The sequence below is a fragment of the Arenimonas sp. genome (assembly GCF_047602345.1).
In the GTDB taxonomy this organism is placed as follows: domain Bacteria; phylum Pseudomonadota; class Gammaproteobacteria; order Xanthomonadales; family Xanthomonadaceae; genus Arenimonas.
The window spans coordinates 210632-225680 of the sequence record NZ_JASGHN010000008.1; the positions used below are offsets into that span (position 1 = coordinate 210632).

Annotated in this window: 14 protein-coding genes; 11 read left to right on the forward strand and 3 right to left on the reverse strand. The window is 66.5% G+C overall.

Features of this window, described 5'->3' with window-relative positions; genetic code table 11:
• Positions 1–67 precede the first annotated feature (67 nt).
• The 8 genes from QM707_RS11715 to QM707_RS11750 all read left to right on the forward strand — a co-directional run bounded on the left by QM707_RS11715 (position 68) and on the right by QM707_RS11750 (position 8593).
• The gene (locus QM707_RS11715; protein WP_415002050.1) at positions 68–445 is read left to right on the forward strand and encodes a hypothetical protein; all 378 of its coding nucleotides are present in this window, start codon (positions 68–70) and stop codon (positions 443–445) included.
• Positions 446–763: 318 nt separating this feature from the next.
• The gene (serA, locus tag QM707_RS11720; protein WP_415002051.1) at positions 764–2341 is read left to right on the forward strand and encodes a phosphoglycerate dehydrogenase; all 1578 of its coding nucleotides are present in this window, start codon (positions 764–766) and stop codon (positions 2339–2341) included.
• Positions 2342–2344: 3 nt separating this feature from the next.
• Positions 2345–2995 (forward strand): histidine phosphatase family protein, encoded by a 651-nt coding sequence (locus tag QM707_RS11725; RefSeq protein ID WP_415002052.1) that lies wholly within the window; start codon positions 2345–2347, stop codon positions 2993–2995.
• Positions 2996–3188: 193 nt separating this feature from the next.
• Entirely contained in the window at positions 3189–4469 is a 1281-nt protein-coding gene (folC, locus tag QM707_RS11730; protein ID WP_415002053.1) for a bifunctional tetrahydrofolate synthase/dihydrofolate synthase, read from the forward strand.
• 29 nt (positions 4470–4498) lie between these two features.
• The gene (locus QM707_RS11735; protein WP_415002054.1) at positions 4499–5518 is read left to right on the forward strand and encodes an SPOR domain-containing protein; all 1020 of its coding nucleotides are present in this window, start codon (positions 4499–4501) and stop codon (positions 5516–5518) included.
• Positions 5519–5571: 53 nt separating this feature from the next.
• Positions 5572–7044: an amidophosphoribosyltransferase gene (purF, locus tag QM707_RS11740; protein ID WP_415002055.1), complete on the forward strand. Its 1473-nt coding sequence runs from the start codon at positions 5572–5574 to the stop codon at positions 7042–7044.
• Between the two features lie 22 nt (positions 7045–7066).
• Positions 7067–7873, forward strand: coding sequence for a ferritin-like domain-containing protein (locus tag QM707_RS11745; RefSeq protein ID WP_415002056.1), 807 nt, complete (start codon positions 7067–7069; stop codon positions 7871–7873).
• 9 nt (positions 7874–7882) lie between these two features.
• A complete protein-coding gene (locus QM707_RS11750) occupies positions 7883–8593 on the forward strand; it encodes a hypothetical protein (protein ID WP_415002057.1) in 711 nt (236 codons plus the stop codon).
• A gap of 3 nt (positions 8594–8596) precedes the next feature.
• Here the strand turns inward: QM707_RS11750 and lpxH are convergent, their stop codons facing one another.
• Together lpxH and QM707_RS11760 are read right to left on the reverse strand one after the other, a co-directional pair.
• Positions 8597–9343 carry a UDP-2,3-diacylglucosamine diphosphatase gene (gene lpxH / locus QM707_RS11755; RefSeq protein WP_415002058.1) on the reverse strand — a complete coding sequence of 249 codons (747 nt, stop codon included), beginning with the start codon at positions 9341–9343 and terminating at the stop codon, positions 8597–8599.
• A gap of 44 nt (positions 9344–9387) precedes the next feature.
• Positions 9388–10014 (reverse strand): peptidylprolyl isomerase, encoded by a 627-nt coding sequence (locus QM707_RS11760; protein WP_415002059.1) that lies wholly within the window; start codon positions 10012–10014, stop codon positions 9388–9390.
• Between the two features lie 97 nt (positions 10015–10111).
• Between QM707_RS11760 and QM707_RS11765 the strand changes: the two genes are divergently transcribed.
• Genes QM707_RS11765 through QM707_RS11775 form a run of 3 tightly spaced genes read left to right on the forward strand, consistent with a single transcriptional unit; the run spans position 10112 to position 12526 of the window.
• The gene (locus QM707_RS11765; protein WP_415002060.1) at positions 10112–10534 is read left to right on the forward strand and encodes a DUF4399 domain-containing protein; all 423 of its coding nucleotides are present in this window, start codon (positions 10112–10114) and stop codon (positions 10532–10534) included.
• A gap of 60 nt (positions 10535–10594) precedes the next feature.
• Positions 10595–11998, forward strand: coding sequence for a glutamate--tRNA ligase (gene gltX, locus QM707_RS11770; RefSeq protein WP_415002061.1), 1404 nt, complete (start codon positions 10595–10597; stop codon positions 11996–11998).
• Between the two features lie 45 nt (positions 11999–12043).
• A complete protein-coding gene (locus tag QM707_RS11775) occupies positions 12044–12526 on the forward strand; it encodes a transcriptional repressor (RefSeq protein ID WP_415002062.1) in 483 nt (160 codons plus the stop codon).
• 378 nt (positions 12527–12904) lie between these two features.
• Here the strand turns inward: QM707_RS11775 and QM707_RS11780 are convergent, their stop codons facing one another.
• Entirely contained in the window at positions 12905–14980 is a 2076-nt protein-coding gene (locus QM707_RS11780; RefSeq protein WP_415002063.1) for a TonB-dependent receptor, read from the reverse strand.
• Positions 14981–15049 lie beyond the last annotated feature (69 nt).

The window sequence follows — 15049 nt, forward strand, 5'->3', positions numbered from 1 at the left end:
TAGGCCGAAGGTCATGGCTGGGACTTTGCCCCTAGAATCGGACCCGAACCGTCCTCCGGAGAGTTTCATGGCTTGTCGTCGTCTGCTGTTCCCGGCCTTCCTCGCCGCCTGTCTGCTGGCCACGGCCTGCGCCCATCAGAGCGAGCCGGAGGCTTCGACCGCGCCGCCGCCGATGACCGAACCCAAGGCGCCCGCCGAGACACCGCCTCCCGCGGAAACTACGCCGCTACCCGAGGCCGAGGCCACGCCCGTCGCCTGCACCGACCCGCGTCCGCAGGCCTGCACGATGGACTACCGGCCGGTTTGCGCCACCCGCGACACCGGCATTCGTTGCGTGACGACGCCGTGTCCTTCCAGCGAACAGAAGACCTTCGGCAACGCCTGTTCCGCCTGCGGCGATCCGAAGGTGTCGCAGTACGTGAAGGGCGAGTGTCCGGCGGGATAGGGATGATGGGTGGTTCGTAGTGAGTGGTTCGTGATGCGAGGTCATGTCATGCCTTCACCATCAACCACCAGTCACCAACCATCCACCCGTTTGGGACACCTACCGCCTCGCGCAACGGTTGTGCTAAGTTTCCACCCGAAGGTTCAGGACTCCCATGCGCATGACGCCCCGTCTCCTGGCCGCCGCGACAGCTGCTTCCGTTTCGGTTGCCGATATTCCAAGGCCTGACCAGGCCGTTCTCCTCGTGCATGGGGTCCCCGCGTCCGTGTTTTCTCCGGCGCGCCATCGACAATCCCCATCCCTCACCTGGAGTGCTCCATGCGTGTTCTCGCCCTCGACGGCATCCATGCCGACGGTCTGAATCTGTTCCGCGACGCCGGTTACGACGTCCAAACCGCCGACCCGATCAAGGATGCCGCGACGCTCGCGTCGCGCCTCGATGGCATTGATGCGGTCCTCGTGCGCTCGGCCACCCAGGTCAGCGCCGAAGCCTTGGCGGGCGCGGCGAACCTGAAAGTCATCGGTCGTGCCGGCGCCGGCGTCGACACGATCGATGTCGAAGCGGCCACCGCCCGCGGCATCGCGGTGATGAACGCACCAGACGGCAATACGCTGGCCGCCGCCGAACATGCGATCTCGCTGCTGTTCGCGCTGGCGCGCCACATCCCGAAAGCCGATGCCGGCATGAAGGCCGGCGAATGGCCGAAGACCGGCCTGACCGGATTCGAGCTTGAGGGCAAGCGTCTCGGTGTGATCGGTCTCGGCCGCATCGGCGCCACCGTCGCGCGCAAGGCGGCCGGCATCGGCATGGAAGTCGCTGCTTACGATCCCTTCCTGCCCGCCGCTGCGGCCGATCGCATGAGCGTGCCGATGAAGCCGCTGGACGATCTGCTGGCCTGGGCCGATATCGTCACTCTGCACATCCCGCGCACCAAGGAAACGACGAACCTGCTGTCGGAAGATCGCCTGCGTGCGATGAAGAAGGGCGCGTATGTCATCAACGCCGCGCGCGGCGGACTGGTCGACGAGGCGGCCTTGCTTCGCCTGCTCGACGAAGGCCACCTCGCCGGTGCGGCGCTGGACACCTTCGCCACCGAGCCCCTGCCGAAGGAGTCGCCGCTGCGCCAGCATGCGCGCCTGATCCTGACACCGCATCTCGGCGCCAGCACCAGCGAAGCGCAGCAGGCCGTCAGCACCATTCTCGCTCGCCAGATCATCGACTTCCTGAAAACCGGCGCCGTCGCCGGCTGCGTCAACCTGCCGCCGCTCACCGCGGAAGCCGCGCGCGAAGTCGGCCCCTGGATGCCATTGATGACGGCGTTGGGCAAGTTGTCGGCACGCCTGGTGCCGGCGCCGACCAAGCTGCACATCACGTATGCCGGCCGCACCGAGGCGCTGGACACGCGGCCGTTGACACGACTGCTGGTGGCAGCGCTATTGGGTTCCGCATCCGGCCGCGTGACGCCGGTGAATGCCTTGCACGAAGCGGCGGCACGCGGACTCGAAGTTTCCGAGACGTTGGGCGGCGACGGCGATGGTTTCGACCGCCTGCTGCGCATCCAGATCGCCGGGGGCACGGAGGACGGTCGCGAGCGCACGCGCGAGATCGAAGCAACCCTGCATCGCGGTCCTCGCGTCGTGCGCCTGGATGGCGTTGAAATCGAATTCGATCCACTGGCGCCGGTGTTGCTGATGCGCAACGAAGACCGGCCCGGCATGATCGGCATCGTCGGCAGCCAGCTCGGCGCGGCCGGCGTCAATATCGTCAACTTCGCGTTGGGTGCGGCCGGCGACGGACAGGCGCGCGCGGCCATCACGGTGGACAAGCCGATGGACGAAGCCCAGTTGAACGTGTTGCGCGCCATTCCCGGCGTGCTTTCGCTGCAGCAGGTCTGAACCATGCGCATTCTTCTCGCAAGGCACGGCGAAACGCCGTGGAATGCCGAAGGTCGCTACCAGGGCCAGCGCGACATCCCCTTGTCCACGGTTGGCGAGACGCAGGCGCGGGCGCTCGGCGAAAAGCTGCGCGACGTGCCGATCACGCGTGCCGTCGCTTCGCCGCTCGTGCGCGCACGCCGTACGGCCGAGCTGGCGCTGGGCGAAGAACGCATCGGCCTGCTTTCGCTGGATACCGAGCTCCAGGAAATCGGCCACGGCGATTGGGAAGGCTTGCTCGCCAGCGAGATCCGCGAGCGCGACCCGGCGCGCCTGAAAGCCTGGCGCGACGATCCCGGTTCGGTCGTGATGCCGGGCGAGGGCGGCGAGTCGCTGCGCATGGTCGCCGATCGCGCCTGGCCCGCCTTCGCACGCGCGACCGAAGGTCTGGGCGACGACGACCTGCTGCTGGTCGTCGCGCACGATGCGGTCAACCGCGTGCTGCTATGCCGGATCCTCGGCCTGCCGATGGCGAGGCTGTGGTCGTTCCGCCAGGCGCCGACGACGATCAACCTGTTGGAAGGACCATCGGTCGATGATCTGGAGGTGGTACGCCTGAACGATTGCGCGCACCACACGCTCTTCTTCGGCGAAGCGGTGCATCGGGCGTTGTAACAGGCGCACTGGGCAAGCAGCACTGCATTGGGCGAAGCAGGCCGGGAGCGACAGGTTGCCGCCCGACCTTCGGAGACAAGTATGTCGACGAAGAGCCTGCATGGACGTATTCACGGCGTGTCGGGCGGCGCCTGTCGCAGCGCCTGCGTTCCAAGGTCCGTTTCCTGCCGATCTTAGGCACTAGAATGCGCGGATGAAACGCGACCTCGCCGAATGGCTCGAGTACCAGCTGCGCACGCACCCGCAGTCCATCGCGATGGGGCTGGACCGCGTACGCGAGGTCGCGACGCGGCTCGGCATCGGCCGGCCGGGAGAGAACGTCATCATCGTCGGCGGCACGAACGGCAAGGGTTCGACCGTCGCCTTCATCGAAGCCATCGCGCGCGCCGCCGGCCTGCGCGTCGGCGCATTCACCTCGCCGCACCTGCTGCGTTACAACGAACGCATCCGGGTCGACGGCATCGACGCCTCCGACGAGATGCTCGTCGCCGCCTTCGAACGCATCGAGACCGCGCGCGGCCGCGCAGGCGAAGATCCGGTCCCGCTGACCTACTTCGAATTCGGCACCTTGGCCGCCTTGCTGATCCTCGAAGCGGCGCAGCCCGATATCGCCATCCTCGAAGTCGGGCTCGGCGGTCGGCTCGATGCGGTCAACATCATCGATGCCGACGTTGCCGTCATCACGACGGTCGATCTCGACCATCAGGAATACCTCGGCCCGGATCGCGAAACCATCGGCGCCGACAAGGCCGGCATCCTGCGCGCCGGGAAGCTCTGCGTGCTCGGCGAAAAAGACCCGCCGTCGTCGGTATTGCGTCGTGCCTACGAGATCGGCGCATCGGCCATCCGCGGCCATTCCGACTACTTGATCGACCGCCTCGATGAGGGCTGGCGCTGGCGCGAGCCTGGATTCGAGCTCGATCTGCCGATGCCTGCGCTGGTCGCGCCGGCACAGCTGGACAATGCGGCAGCCGCCATCGCGGCGCTGCGCGCCCTGCCGATCGAGATCGGCGAACTGGCGTATTGCGAGGGCGTCGCCCGTGCGCGCGTGCCGGGGCGTCTGCAGAAGGTGGCCGATGCGCCGGAGATCGTGCTCGACGTGGGCCATAACCCGCAGGCCGTGCGACAAATCGAAGCCTGGCTGCGTGCGCATCCGAAACCGACGATCGCCGTGTTCAGTGCATTGGCCGACAAGGAGATCGGGGAACTGTCGCGCACGCTGACGGCTTCGATCCGCGAATGGTGCGTCGCCGGCATCCACGATGCCGGGCCGCGAGGATTGAGCGGCGCTGAAGTCGCCCGGCGCCTCGATGGCGTGCCGGCCGAGCGGGTGCGGGTTCACGGGACGGTTGCCGAAGCCCTGGCGTCCGCCCGGGCCGCGGTGGGTCCGGATGAACGAGTGCTGATATTCGGCTCCTTCCATACCGTCGCAGACGCAATGAAGGCGCTTCGCAGCCACGCCGACGAGCTATAATTCGCCCCGTCTTCCGGCCGGGGTTTCGCATGGATTCCACGCTCAAGCAGCGACTGATCGGCGCCGCGGTGCTCGCCCTCGTGGCGATGGCCATTCTCCCCGGCCTGCTGGCGCGACCGGACGTGAAGGATCCCGACGCCTCCGACGTGCCGCTGGACATGCCGAAGGCCCCGGACCAGAAATTCGAAACGCGCGAATTGCCGCTGGCTGCGCCGGACGCGCAGACGCCGCCGGGCGGCGTGCTGGGAATGCCGGGCGAAAAAACAGCCGCCCCGCCCGAAATCTCCGAACCGGTCGCCGAGTCGGCCGTGCCGGCCGGCGAGTCGTCGGCGGAAGTGCCCGCCGAAGCGAGCGTCGCCAAGCCGCTTTCGCCGGGCATGAGCGAAGCGGGAACGCCTTCTGCACCGACGCCGACGCCCGCTCCCGCCGCGCCGACGCCTGTCGCCAAACCGCCGGTAGACAATGCGCCCGCGACCGCCGCCGGCAACTACGTCGTCAACATCGGCAGCTTCGGCAACCTCACCAATGCCAATGCGCTGGTGACCAAGCTGCGCGCAGCGAAGCTCCCGGTCATCGCCGAGAGGGTGGAAAGCAACGGCAATACGATGATGCGCGTGCGCCTCGGTCCTTATGCCGACCGCACCACAGCCGAAGCCGCGCGCTTGCGTGCCGACGGCATCTCCGGCGGCACCAGCAAGGTCGTGACCCTGGACACCGCGCCGGCGCCCGTCGCCGCCAAGCCTGTGGCCGTGCCGCCGAAGCCGGCTGCGACGACGGCCGCGAAACCGGCGAGCACGCCACCGGCGACGGTGTCCAGCGGATTCGCCGTGCAGCTCGCGGCGCCGGCCGAAGAGGCGGCGGCGACCAGCCTGCGCGATCGCGCGCGCGCCGCCGGTTTCTCTTCCTTCGTCCAGCGCATCGAAACCGACAGCGGCGTTCGCTATCGCGTCCGCGTCGGACCGGTGGCCGATCGCGAAGCCGCGACGTCGCTGCGTGGCGAGCTCAGCCAGAAGCTCGGCATCAACGGAAATATCGTTTCCCACCCGTAAGATCATTCGCGGCGCCCAGCGCCGCGATCCTGCAGTACCCGGAGAACACGCTCATGTGCGGCATCATCGGAATCGTCGGCACCTCGGATGTCGCCGCCGCGCTTTACGACGGTCTGACCGTGTTGCAGCACCGCGGCCAGGATGCCGCCGGTATCGCGACGGTGGACGGCAACCGCGTGCGCCTGCACAAGGGCAATGGTCTGGTGAAGGACGTGTTCGATTCGCCGCAGCAGATGGAATTGCTGACCGGTCGCGTCGGCATCGGTCATTGCCGTTATCCCACCGCCGGATCGGAAGGTTCGGACGAAGCGCAGCCTTTCTACGTCAACTCGCCTTTCGGCATCGCGCTGGCGCACAACGGCAACCTGATCAATACCGACGCGCTGCGTCGCGAGGTCTTCGAGCAGGATCGCCGCAACGTCAATACCGAGTCCGATTCGGAAGTGCTGCTCAACGTGTTCGCGCACGAACTGCAGGAGCAGGGCGTGCTGAGCCCGAAGTCGGCCATGGCCGCCGTCGCCGGCGTGCATCGCCGCTGCAAGGGCGGTTACGCCATCGTCAGCGCGGTGCTCGGCCTCGGCCTGGTCGCTTTCCGCGATCCGAACGGCATCCGCCCGCTGGTGCTGGGCAAGCGCGAAACGGCGGCCGGCGACGAATACGCGGTCGCCTCCGAGTCGGTCGCGCTCGACATCCTCGGGTTTCAGCGCCTGCGCGACATCGCGCCCGGCGAAACGGTCGTCATCACCGGCCGCGGCGAGCTGTATAGCGAGATCAACGCGCCTGCCGCGCCGCACACCCCCTGCATCTTCGAGTACGTCTATTTCGCCCGCCCCGATTCGATGATGGACGAGATCAACGTGCACAAGGCGCGCATGCGCATGGGCGTCAAGCTCGGCGAGAAGATCCTGCGCCTGATGCCAAACCACGATATCGACACGGTCATCCCGATCCCGGATTCCTCGCGCGATGCCGCGCTGGAACTGGCCAACGTGCTCGGGGTGAAGTACCGCGAGGGTTTCGTCAAGAATCGCTACGTCGGCCGTACCTTCATCATGCCGGGGCAGAGCCAGCGCGCGAAGTCGGTCCGGCGCAAGCTCAATCCGATTCCGCTGGAATTCAAGGATCGCGTGGTGCTGCTGGTCGACGACTCGATCGTGCGCGGCACCACCAGCCAGCAGATCGTGCAGATGGCGCGCGAAGCCGGCGCGCGCAAGGTCTATCTCGCGTCGGCCGCGCCGCCGGTGCGTTTCCCGAACGTGTACGGCATCGACATGCCTTCTTCGGAAGAACTCGTTGCGCATGATCGCAGCGAAGCGGAAATCGAGAAGCTGCTCGGTTGCGACTGGCTGATCTATCAGGACATCGCCGATCTCGAAGCCGCCGTGTCCGGGCCGAAACGCAAGGTCGTCAGCTTCGATTCGTCCTGCTTCACCGGCGAATACGTCACCGGCATCGAGGCAGGCTATTTCGAGCGCCTGCGGCAACTGCGCTCGGACGAAGCCAAGCGCAAGAAGCGCGCGTCCTGAGGCTGCGAGCGGTCAGGCGCGGATGAGCGGTTTGTTCGATGCCGCGCAGGCCTGCCTGCAAGCCGCCGATCCAGCGCACAAGCTCGGTCTGACGCATGTGGCGGCGGCGGAATTCGCCGCCGGGGTCATCGGCATCGTGCCCGACGCGCCGTCGCCGGAGGCCATTCGCGATCCCGGTCGCCCGGCCAGGCTGCGACTGGTCGCACCACGCGATCTCCCGCAGCGGGGCCTTGGCAGCGACGAAGGTCGCGCGGCCTTCCTGCACGCGATCGCCCATATCGAATTCAATGCGATCAATCTCGCCTGGGACGCGGTCTACCGTTTCCGCGGCATGCCGGCGCAGTACTACGCCGACTGGGTCAGCGTCGCCGACGACGAGGCGCGGCACTACGGGCTGCTGTCGCAACGCCTGCGCGAGTACGGTCGCGAGTACGGCGATTTCGAGGCGCACAAAGGCTTGTGGGACATGGCGGAGAAAACGGCGGACTCTTGCCTGGCCCGCATGGCTCTCGTACCGCGCGTGCTGGAGGCGCGCGGCCTCGACGTCACGCCGGCGATGATCCTGAAACTGCGCGGACTGGGCGACGATGCCTCCGCCGATATCCTCGAGCTGATCCTGCGCGAAGAGGTGCGGCACGTGGAGATCGGCAGCCATTGGTTCGCCTGGTGCTGCGAGCGCGAAGGGCGCGAACCGCGCTCGACCTTCCGCGAATTGATCCGTGGCGTCGCCAAGGGTTCGATCCGGGGGCCGTTCAATCACGAAGCGAGACGGCGCGCAGGTTTTAGCGAGGAAGAGCTGGCTATGCTCACGGACCTGTCGCGATCTTGAGGGGGATCCGTGAAAGCCATTCCGATCTTGCTGCTGTCCGTTCTGCTGCTGTCCGCCTGTGCCGGCGACGAAGGCCCACCGGCCATGACGGCGCAGGAGCAGGACGAAGCCCAGGCTCTGCTCACCGCCTACGAAACGGCGCGTAGCGGCCGCAATTGGGAGAGTGCCGAGACGGCCGCCGACAACCTGCGGCGCCGGTTTCCGGAAAGCGATGCGGCCAAACGCCTGGCGAACAGTCTCGAAGACACGCGTGCGCAGGCCGAAGCGGTGCGCGAAACGCGACGCCTGCAGAGTCTGTGGGATTACCAGGCGGTCAGCACCGATGGTGGCGTGCAACGATCCGCCGCCATCGACAGCCGCACGGTTCTGGCCGAAGAAGGGCAGCCCGCTCCCAGGCCCGACGCGCGTCTGGTGTTGCGCGACCATCCTGCCTGGGGACGCAGCGCCTACCTGCTGTTGGCGCAGTCGCGTTTCCAGTGCGGGACGCCTTGCACGGTCAACATCCGTTTCGACAGCGGCGATCCCTTGCCTTTCGCCGGCAAGCAGGCCGATTCCGGCCAGGGGCCGGCGCTGTTCGTCGAGGACGAACAGGGTTTCGTCTCGCGCCTGGCGCAGTCGCAGAAGGTCCGCATCGAATTGCCGAAAGGCAGCGGCTTGGTCGGATCGGTGAGCTTCGACGTCGGGGGTTACGACGCAGCGCGTTACGCGCAGGGAAAGTAAGGCTCAGGCGTTCGCGAGCGGCAGCCCGGCGAGTTCGAAACCGTCCGCATCCACGCGCAATACCGATCCTTGCTCGTACCAGTCGCCGAGCACGATGCGTTGGCCGGTCGCGCCGGATTCGTGCAGCGAATGGATCGCCGGACGATGCGTATGGCCGTGGATCAGCCGTGCCACGCCATAGCGGCGTAGGGTCTGCGCGACCGCGTCGGCGTTGACGTCGGCGATCGTCTCCAGCTGTGCGGCCTCTTTCAGGCCTTGCTGGTGCTGGCGACTGGCCATGCGGGCCTGTCGGGCGAAGGCTTGCCTCGCCGCGAGCGGCTGCGAGAGGAACTGCGACTGCCAGCTCGGGTCCCGCACCTGGTTGCGGAAAGCCTGGTAGGCCTTGTCGTCGGTGCAGAGCAGATCGCCGTGCATCAGCAGCACGGGTTCGCCGTACAGGGAAATCACTGCGGGGTCGGGCAGCAGGCAGGCGCCCGTTTCTTCGGCGAAACGCGCGCCGTACAGGAAGTCGCGATTGCCGCGCATCAGGTACAGCGGCACGCCGGTCTGCGTGAGTTCGCGCAGCGCCGCGCGCACCGCCGGCGCCGGTTCGCTGCTTTCGTCGTCGCCGACCCAGGCTTCGAACAGGTCGCCGAGGATGTACAGCGCTTCTGCCTGGCGCGCTTCTCCACGCAGGAAACGCAGGAACAGTTCGGTGATGGCCGGGCGCTCGGCGTCCAGGTGCAGGTCGGAAACGAAATAGATGCTCACGCGGGTCGGTTGCCCCCGATTCGATGGCCGTGCCGGGCAGGAGGCTATTCTTGCAGAATCTGCACGCGTTCGATCACGACCGGCGATTTCGGTACATCGGCGGCGAAGGGCGCGCGCGCGCCGGTGGGAAGCGCGCGGATCTTGTCGAGGACGTCCAGGCCCTCGATCACGCGACCGAAGACGCAATAGCCGCTGCTCGCGGCATCGTCGCCGCGGTGGTCGAACTGGCGGTTGTCCACGGTGTTGATGAAGAACTGCGAGGTCGCCGAGTTGTTGTCGCCCGGTCGCCGGGCGGCAGCGATGGTACCGCGGAGATTGGACAGGCCGTTCTTCGACTCGTTCGGGATCGGCGCGCGGTCGGGCTTGCGTTGCAGGTCGGGCGTATAGGCGCCGCCCTGGACCAGCAGGTCGCCGATGATCCGATGGAAAACGGTGCCGTTGTAATGGCCATCGCGCGCGTAGCTGAGGAAATTGGCCACCGAGCGCGGCGCCTTGTCCGGATAGAGCTCGAGAACGATGCGGCCCTGGTTCGTTTCCAGCGCGATGCGCGGTCCGCCGACCGCTGGAGGCGGGGCAGGAACCGCCAGATCGGTGCTGCGCACCTGGGAAAAAGCGGGTAGCGCGGCGAAACCGAGCAGCAAACCGGCAAAGCGCAAACGAAGTGTGTTCATGCGCACATTTTAGCGGTGGCCGACCTTGATCGGGCGGATTCATTCTCAACAACGGCGAAGCGTTATGCTGCAGGCCGTCCCTCCAGGAGTGCAGCGCATGCGTCCCGTCGTCTGTTCAGTTTTGTTGGCGCTGGCCGCCGGCTTCGTCCAGGCCCAGGGTATGCCGCGCACCGCGTCGCCGGCCGGCGCGAAGGTCTATTTCATCAGTCCCAAGAACGGCGATACGGCCCAGGGCGAGGTGCTGGTGCGCTTCGGCCTGAAGGGCATGGGCGTGGCTCCGGCCGGGACCGCCGCCGAGAACACCGGCCATCACCATCTGATCATCGATTCGCCTCTTCCGGCGGCGGACATGCCGGTGCCGATGGACGACAAGCACCTGCACTTCGGCAAGGGGCAGACCGAAACGACGCTGAAGCTGGCGCCCGGCAAGCACACGCTGCAACTGCTGCTGGCCGACGCCAATCATGTCCCGCACCAGCCGGTCGTGGCTTCCGAAAAGATCACGATCACGGTGAAATAAGCGCGGCGGCACCGCTGCTGCGGTAAAATCGCCGGCTCGCCTCGACCGAGCCGCATCCGCATGAGCTGCCGCACCCGTTTCGCCCCCAGCCCCACCGGCTACCTGCACATCGGCGGCGCCCGCACGGCGTTGTACTGCTGGCTGGAAGCGCGTCGCCGCGGCGGCCAGTTCATCCTGCGCATCGAGGACACCGATCGCGAGCGCAGTACTCAGGAGGCGATCGACGCCATCCTCGACGCGATGCAATGGCTCGGGCTGGACTACGACGAAGGCCCGATCTACCAGACGCAGCGCCTGGATCGCTATCGGGAAGTGGCCGAGCAGATGGTCGCGGCCGGTACGGCCTATTATGCCTACGAGACCAAGGAAGAAATCCGCGCGGCGCAGGAAGCGGCGCTGGCCGCGAAGCAGAAGCCTCGTTACAACGGTTATTACCGCGATCGCGGCGAAGATCGCCCGGACGATCCGAACCGGGTCATCCGCTTCAAGAACCCGCTCGACGGCACGGTCGTGTGGGAGGACAAGGTCAAGGGCCGTATCGAGATCGCGAACGACGAACTCGACGACCTGGTGATCTTCCGGTCCGACGGCTATCCCACGTACAACTTCGCCGTCGTCGTGGACGATCTGGACATGGGCATCACCGATGTCGTGCGTGGCGACGACCATGTCAACAACACGCCGCGCCAGATCAACATCTACAAGGCCTTGGGACGGCCGGTGCCGAACTTCGCGCACTTGCCGATGATCCTCGACGAGGAGGGCGCCAAGCTTTCCAAGCGCACGGGCGCGGCGGACGTAATGCAGTATCGCGACGCCGGCTATTTGCCGCACGCCCTGTTGAACTATCTCGTCCGCCTGGGCTGGTCGCATGGCGATCAGGAGATATTCTCGATCGCCGAGATGCAGTCGCTGTTCGACCTGAAGGACGTCAATGCCAAGGCTTCGCGTCTCGATGCCGCGAAGCTGGGCTGGATGAACCAGCAATACCTGAAGAGCGACGCGCCCGCCGACGTTGCGCTGCATCTCGAATGGCATTTGCGGCACGCGGGGCTCGACCTCGGCCGCGGCCCGAGAGCCGAAGACGTGGTGATCGCGTTGCGCGATCGCGTCCAGACGCTGAACGACATGGCCGCACGCGCGTCGGTCTGGTATCGCCCCTTGACCGAATACGACGAAGCCTCCGTCGCCAAACACCTGACGGAAGCCGCGCGCGCTCCGCTGCAGGCGGCACGCGAAGGCTTGGCGAGCTTGCCGGCTTGGTCGGCGGAGTCGGTTTCCGCCGCCCTGCACGCCACTGCCGAAACGCTGGGCCTGGGCATGGGCAAGATCGCCCAGCCGCTGCGCGTGGCCATCACCGGAACCCAGGTCAGTCCCGACATCTCGCAGACGGTCTATCTGGCCGGGCAGGGCGAGGCCGTCGCGCGCATCGATGCGGCGATCGCGCGAATCCAGTCCGCCTGAACGGCACGGCTTGAAAGACGGTGAACCAAGGCCCACCCTACGGACATGGCCAGGCACGCGCACAAGCACGAATGCACCGATCCTTCGCATCATGTGCATGATGCGAAGGGTTTCGTCCGCGCGGTCGAAGAATCCTGCGAAGCGCGCGGCCTGCGGCTGACGCCGTTGCGTGCGCAGGTGCTCGGCCTGGTCGCCGAAGCGGGCAAGCCGATCAAGGCCTACGACCTGCTGGACCGGATGAAGTCCGAGAACGGCAGCACGGCGCCGCCGACGGTTTATCGTGCGCTCGATTTCCTGCTCGAACAGGGTTTCATCCACCGGCTGGCGTCGATCAACGCTTTCGTCAGTTGCCATCATCCGCAGGTGCAGCATTCGGTGCCGTTCCTGATCTGCGATCGTTGCCAGAGCGCCATCGAGCTCGAGGACGAGCGCATCACCGATCTGCTCGATACGGCGGCGCGCAAAGCCGGCTTCGCGCCTCGCGCGCAAATCCTCGAAGTGCACGGCGTCTGCGCCAACTGCGCCTGATCCGGCGTGTCGCGGACCGGCCCGGCAATGGGCGCACCATAAAAAAAGACCACTGCCCCGGGGCGGAACAGTGGCTCAGGAATGTTGCGTGTCCGATGCGACCGGTGAGGCCGCATCCGGGGCCAGAAGCGCCCACCAACTAGTACCGGCAAGTTATCCGGGAAGCCGGGCTGACACCCCCCTCTTATCGGGGGGGGGTATCGGCCCCGAATGATTCTGGGCGCCCCATCCCTCCCGCATGGGATCGCGCGGCGATCAGATAAAAAAGCCGCCGTCCCGGGGAAGGCGGCGGCCAATCCATCCTGCTCCGCGTCGGCCCGCCCCGAGGCGGGGCGGACCCAATGCGTGTGCAGCCTCCGCTGGGCTGCGGGTTTGACCTCAGAAGAACAGGCGCAGACCGAATCCCATGCTGCGGCCCGGCAGGGCCACCACGTCCTTCAGGAAAGAGGTATGCACCCGTGCGACCTGGTTGGTGAGGTTGGTGGCATCCACGAAAAACTCCCAGCCGAGATCGCCCGTATCGAAGTGTCGGGCGAGGTGCGCGTCGACCAGGGTGTAGCCGGATGTCGGCGTTTCGTTCTGTGCCACGTCATCCTGTCGACCGGTCCGGGTGGCGCCGAGGGAAGCACGCCAACCTTCGTGTTCCCAACGCAGTTGCGCGCCGAATCGCGATGGCGCGATGCGCGGCACGTTGCCACCGCCGTCGGCGAAGGTTGCTTGAACGGTGTCGCCGAATACGCGCAGGTCCCAGTCGCCGCTGTCGTTCGCCGCAAGATGGAAGGTGGCTTCGCCCTCGAACCCGCGGAACGCCGCGTCGCGTTGCGCCCATTGGCGGATCGGCAGGTATTCGTCCTCCTCGTCCCAATACCATTCGTTGCCGGTATCCAGCAGGTAGATGAAGCCCTGGAATCGGTTGTAGTACGCCGACACTTTCGCGTCCACGCGCCCGCCCTGGTAGTGCAGGCCGAGTTCGAACTGGTTGGATTTTTCCTTGCGCAGGTTGGCGTCGCCCACTTCATAGGCGAGGGTGGCGATATGCGGACCATCGGAGAAGAGTTCCTCTTCCACCGGTGCGCGCTCGGCATGATCGAGATTGGCGGTCAGGCGCCAGTGCTCGGCGAGCTTCCAGCCGCCGGCCAGCGACAGGCTGAACGGGTTGAAGCTGCGACCTTCCGCGCCTGCCGGCGTCGACTTGATCCGATCGATGCGCGCACCGAGGTCGAGCTGGAAATCGCCGAAGCTGCGTCGCGCGACGCCCAACAGGCCATGGGCGCGCGTATCGGTCTCGGGCAGAAAAGCTTCTTCGCCGATCGCCGCGAAGCGACTGGTCGAAGCTTGTAGTCCGACCGCCCCCTGCCAGCTTTCCCGGCTACCGAACGTGGCCTCCACGCGCGCTTCGCTGGCGTCCTTGCCGAAGATCGTGCCGACTTCGTCGCCTTCGAATTCGGTGTGCTCGTAGTCGGTGTGGGCGAGGGCGAAACGCAGGCCATTGCCCTGGCCCCACAGGTCGCGAACTTCGCCTTTCATCTCGTAGCGGTCCTGATGCACTTCCAGATGGACGCCGAGTTCACCGAGATCGGGTTCGCCGGGTTCGCCGGGATTGCCGTATTCGTCTTCGAAACGCGACGCCGACAGGCCGACATAACCCCAATCGCCGAGCAAGGATGCGCCGATGGCGCCGGAAAATCCGTCGATGTACGAATTCAACTGGCGCCCGGCGGGCGTATCGTAGTCGTCGGCGTCGCGATGCACGGCATCGGCGTGCACCGCGAAGCGCTCGCTACCGCCGTCGACCCGTGCCATCGCCGTCGTGCCGTTCTGGTCGCCGCCGAAGGAACGCAGTTCCGCGCGGCCGCTGAAACCGCCGCTCACCGGATACTCGGGAATGCGACCATCCACCACGTTCACCAGGCCGCCGATCGCGCCATTGCCGTAGAGCAGGGTGGACGGACCCTTGAGTACTTCGATCTGGTCGGCGAGGAAGGGTTCGATGGTCGGCGCATGGTCCTGGCTGACCGTCGAAACGTCCTGCGTGGCCAAGCCGCCGCTGAGTACCGCCACGCGCGCACCGTCCATGCCACGCACGATGGGGCGGCCCACGCCCGGCCCGAAGTTCGAACTCTGCACACCGGGAATACTCGCGACGGTTTCGCCCAGGCTCGCGGCGCGGGATTCGTCCAGGCGCTCGCCGGACAACACATCCGCCGGTTTGCTCAGCGTGTCCGCCGTATCGCCGAGAGCGCTGGCGGTAACCACGACATCGCCGACGTCCGTGATGTGCTTGTCGCCCGTCTGCGTATGGCGGTCGTCGCTGGGCGCCTTGGTCGGCGGCGCGGGTTCCTGGCTGGAGGGTGGGTTCTGTTCGGTTGCCTGCTGGGCCTGCGCCTGGTTCAGCGCCAGGGCGAGGGCCAATGCCAGCGCGGCGCGAGGCAGGTTTGCGACGGGACGGAACATGCGAAACTCCATGACAGCGGATCGACAATTATGTTATAACATAACATCGAAGCGCCTCGTCAATGCCTC

Coding starts and splice junctions, on each gene's coding strand:
- QM707_RS11715 (WP_415002050.1), top strand. CDS start 68: ATGGCTTGTCGTCGTCTGCTGTTCCCGGCCTTCCTCGCCGCCTGTCTG.
- serA (WP_415002051.1), top strand. CDS start 764: ATGCGTGTTCTCGCCCTCGACGGCATCCATGCCGACGGTCTGAATCTG.
- QM707_RS11725 (WP_415002052.1), top strand. CDS start 2,345: ATGCGCATTCTTCTCGCAAGGCACGGCGAAACGCCGTGGAATGCCGAA.
- folC (WP_415002053.1), top strand. CDS start 3,189: ATGAAACGCGACCTCGCCGAATGGCTCGAGTACCAGCTGCGCACGCAC.
- QM707_RS11735 (WP_415002054.1), top strand. CDS start 4,499: ATGGATTCCACGCTCAAGCAGCGACTGATCGGCGCCGCGGTGCTCGCC.
- purF (WP_415002055.1), top strand. CDS start 5,572: ATGTGCGGCATCATCGGAATCGTCGGCACCTCGGATGTCGCCGCCGCG.
- QM707_RS11745 (WP_415002056.1), top strand. CDS start 7,067: ATGAGCGGTTTGTTCGATGCCGCGCAGGCCTGCCTGCAAGCCGCCGAT.
- QM707_RS11760 (WP_415002059.1), bottom strand. CDS start 10,014: ATGAACACACTTCGTTTGCGCTTTGCCGGTTTGCTGCTCGGTTTCGCC.
- QM707_RS11765 (WP_415002060.1), top strand. CDS start 10,112: ATGCGTCCCGTCGTCTGTTCAGTTTTGTTGGCGCTGGCCGCCGGCTTC.
- gltX (WP_415002061.1), top strand. CDS start 10,595: ATGAGCTGCCGCACCCGTTTCGCCCCCAGCCCCACCGGCTACCTGCAC.
- QM707_RS11775 (WP_415002062.1), top strand. CDS start 12,044: ATGGCCAGGCACGCGCACAAGCACGAATGCACCGATCCTTCGCATCAT.
- QM707_RS11780 (WP_415002063.1), bottom strand. CDS start 14,980: ATGTTCCGTCCCGTCGCAAACCTGCCTCGCGCCGCGCTGGCATTGGCC.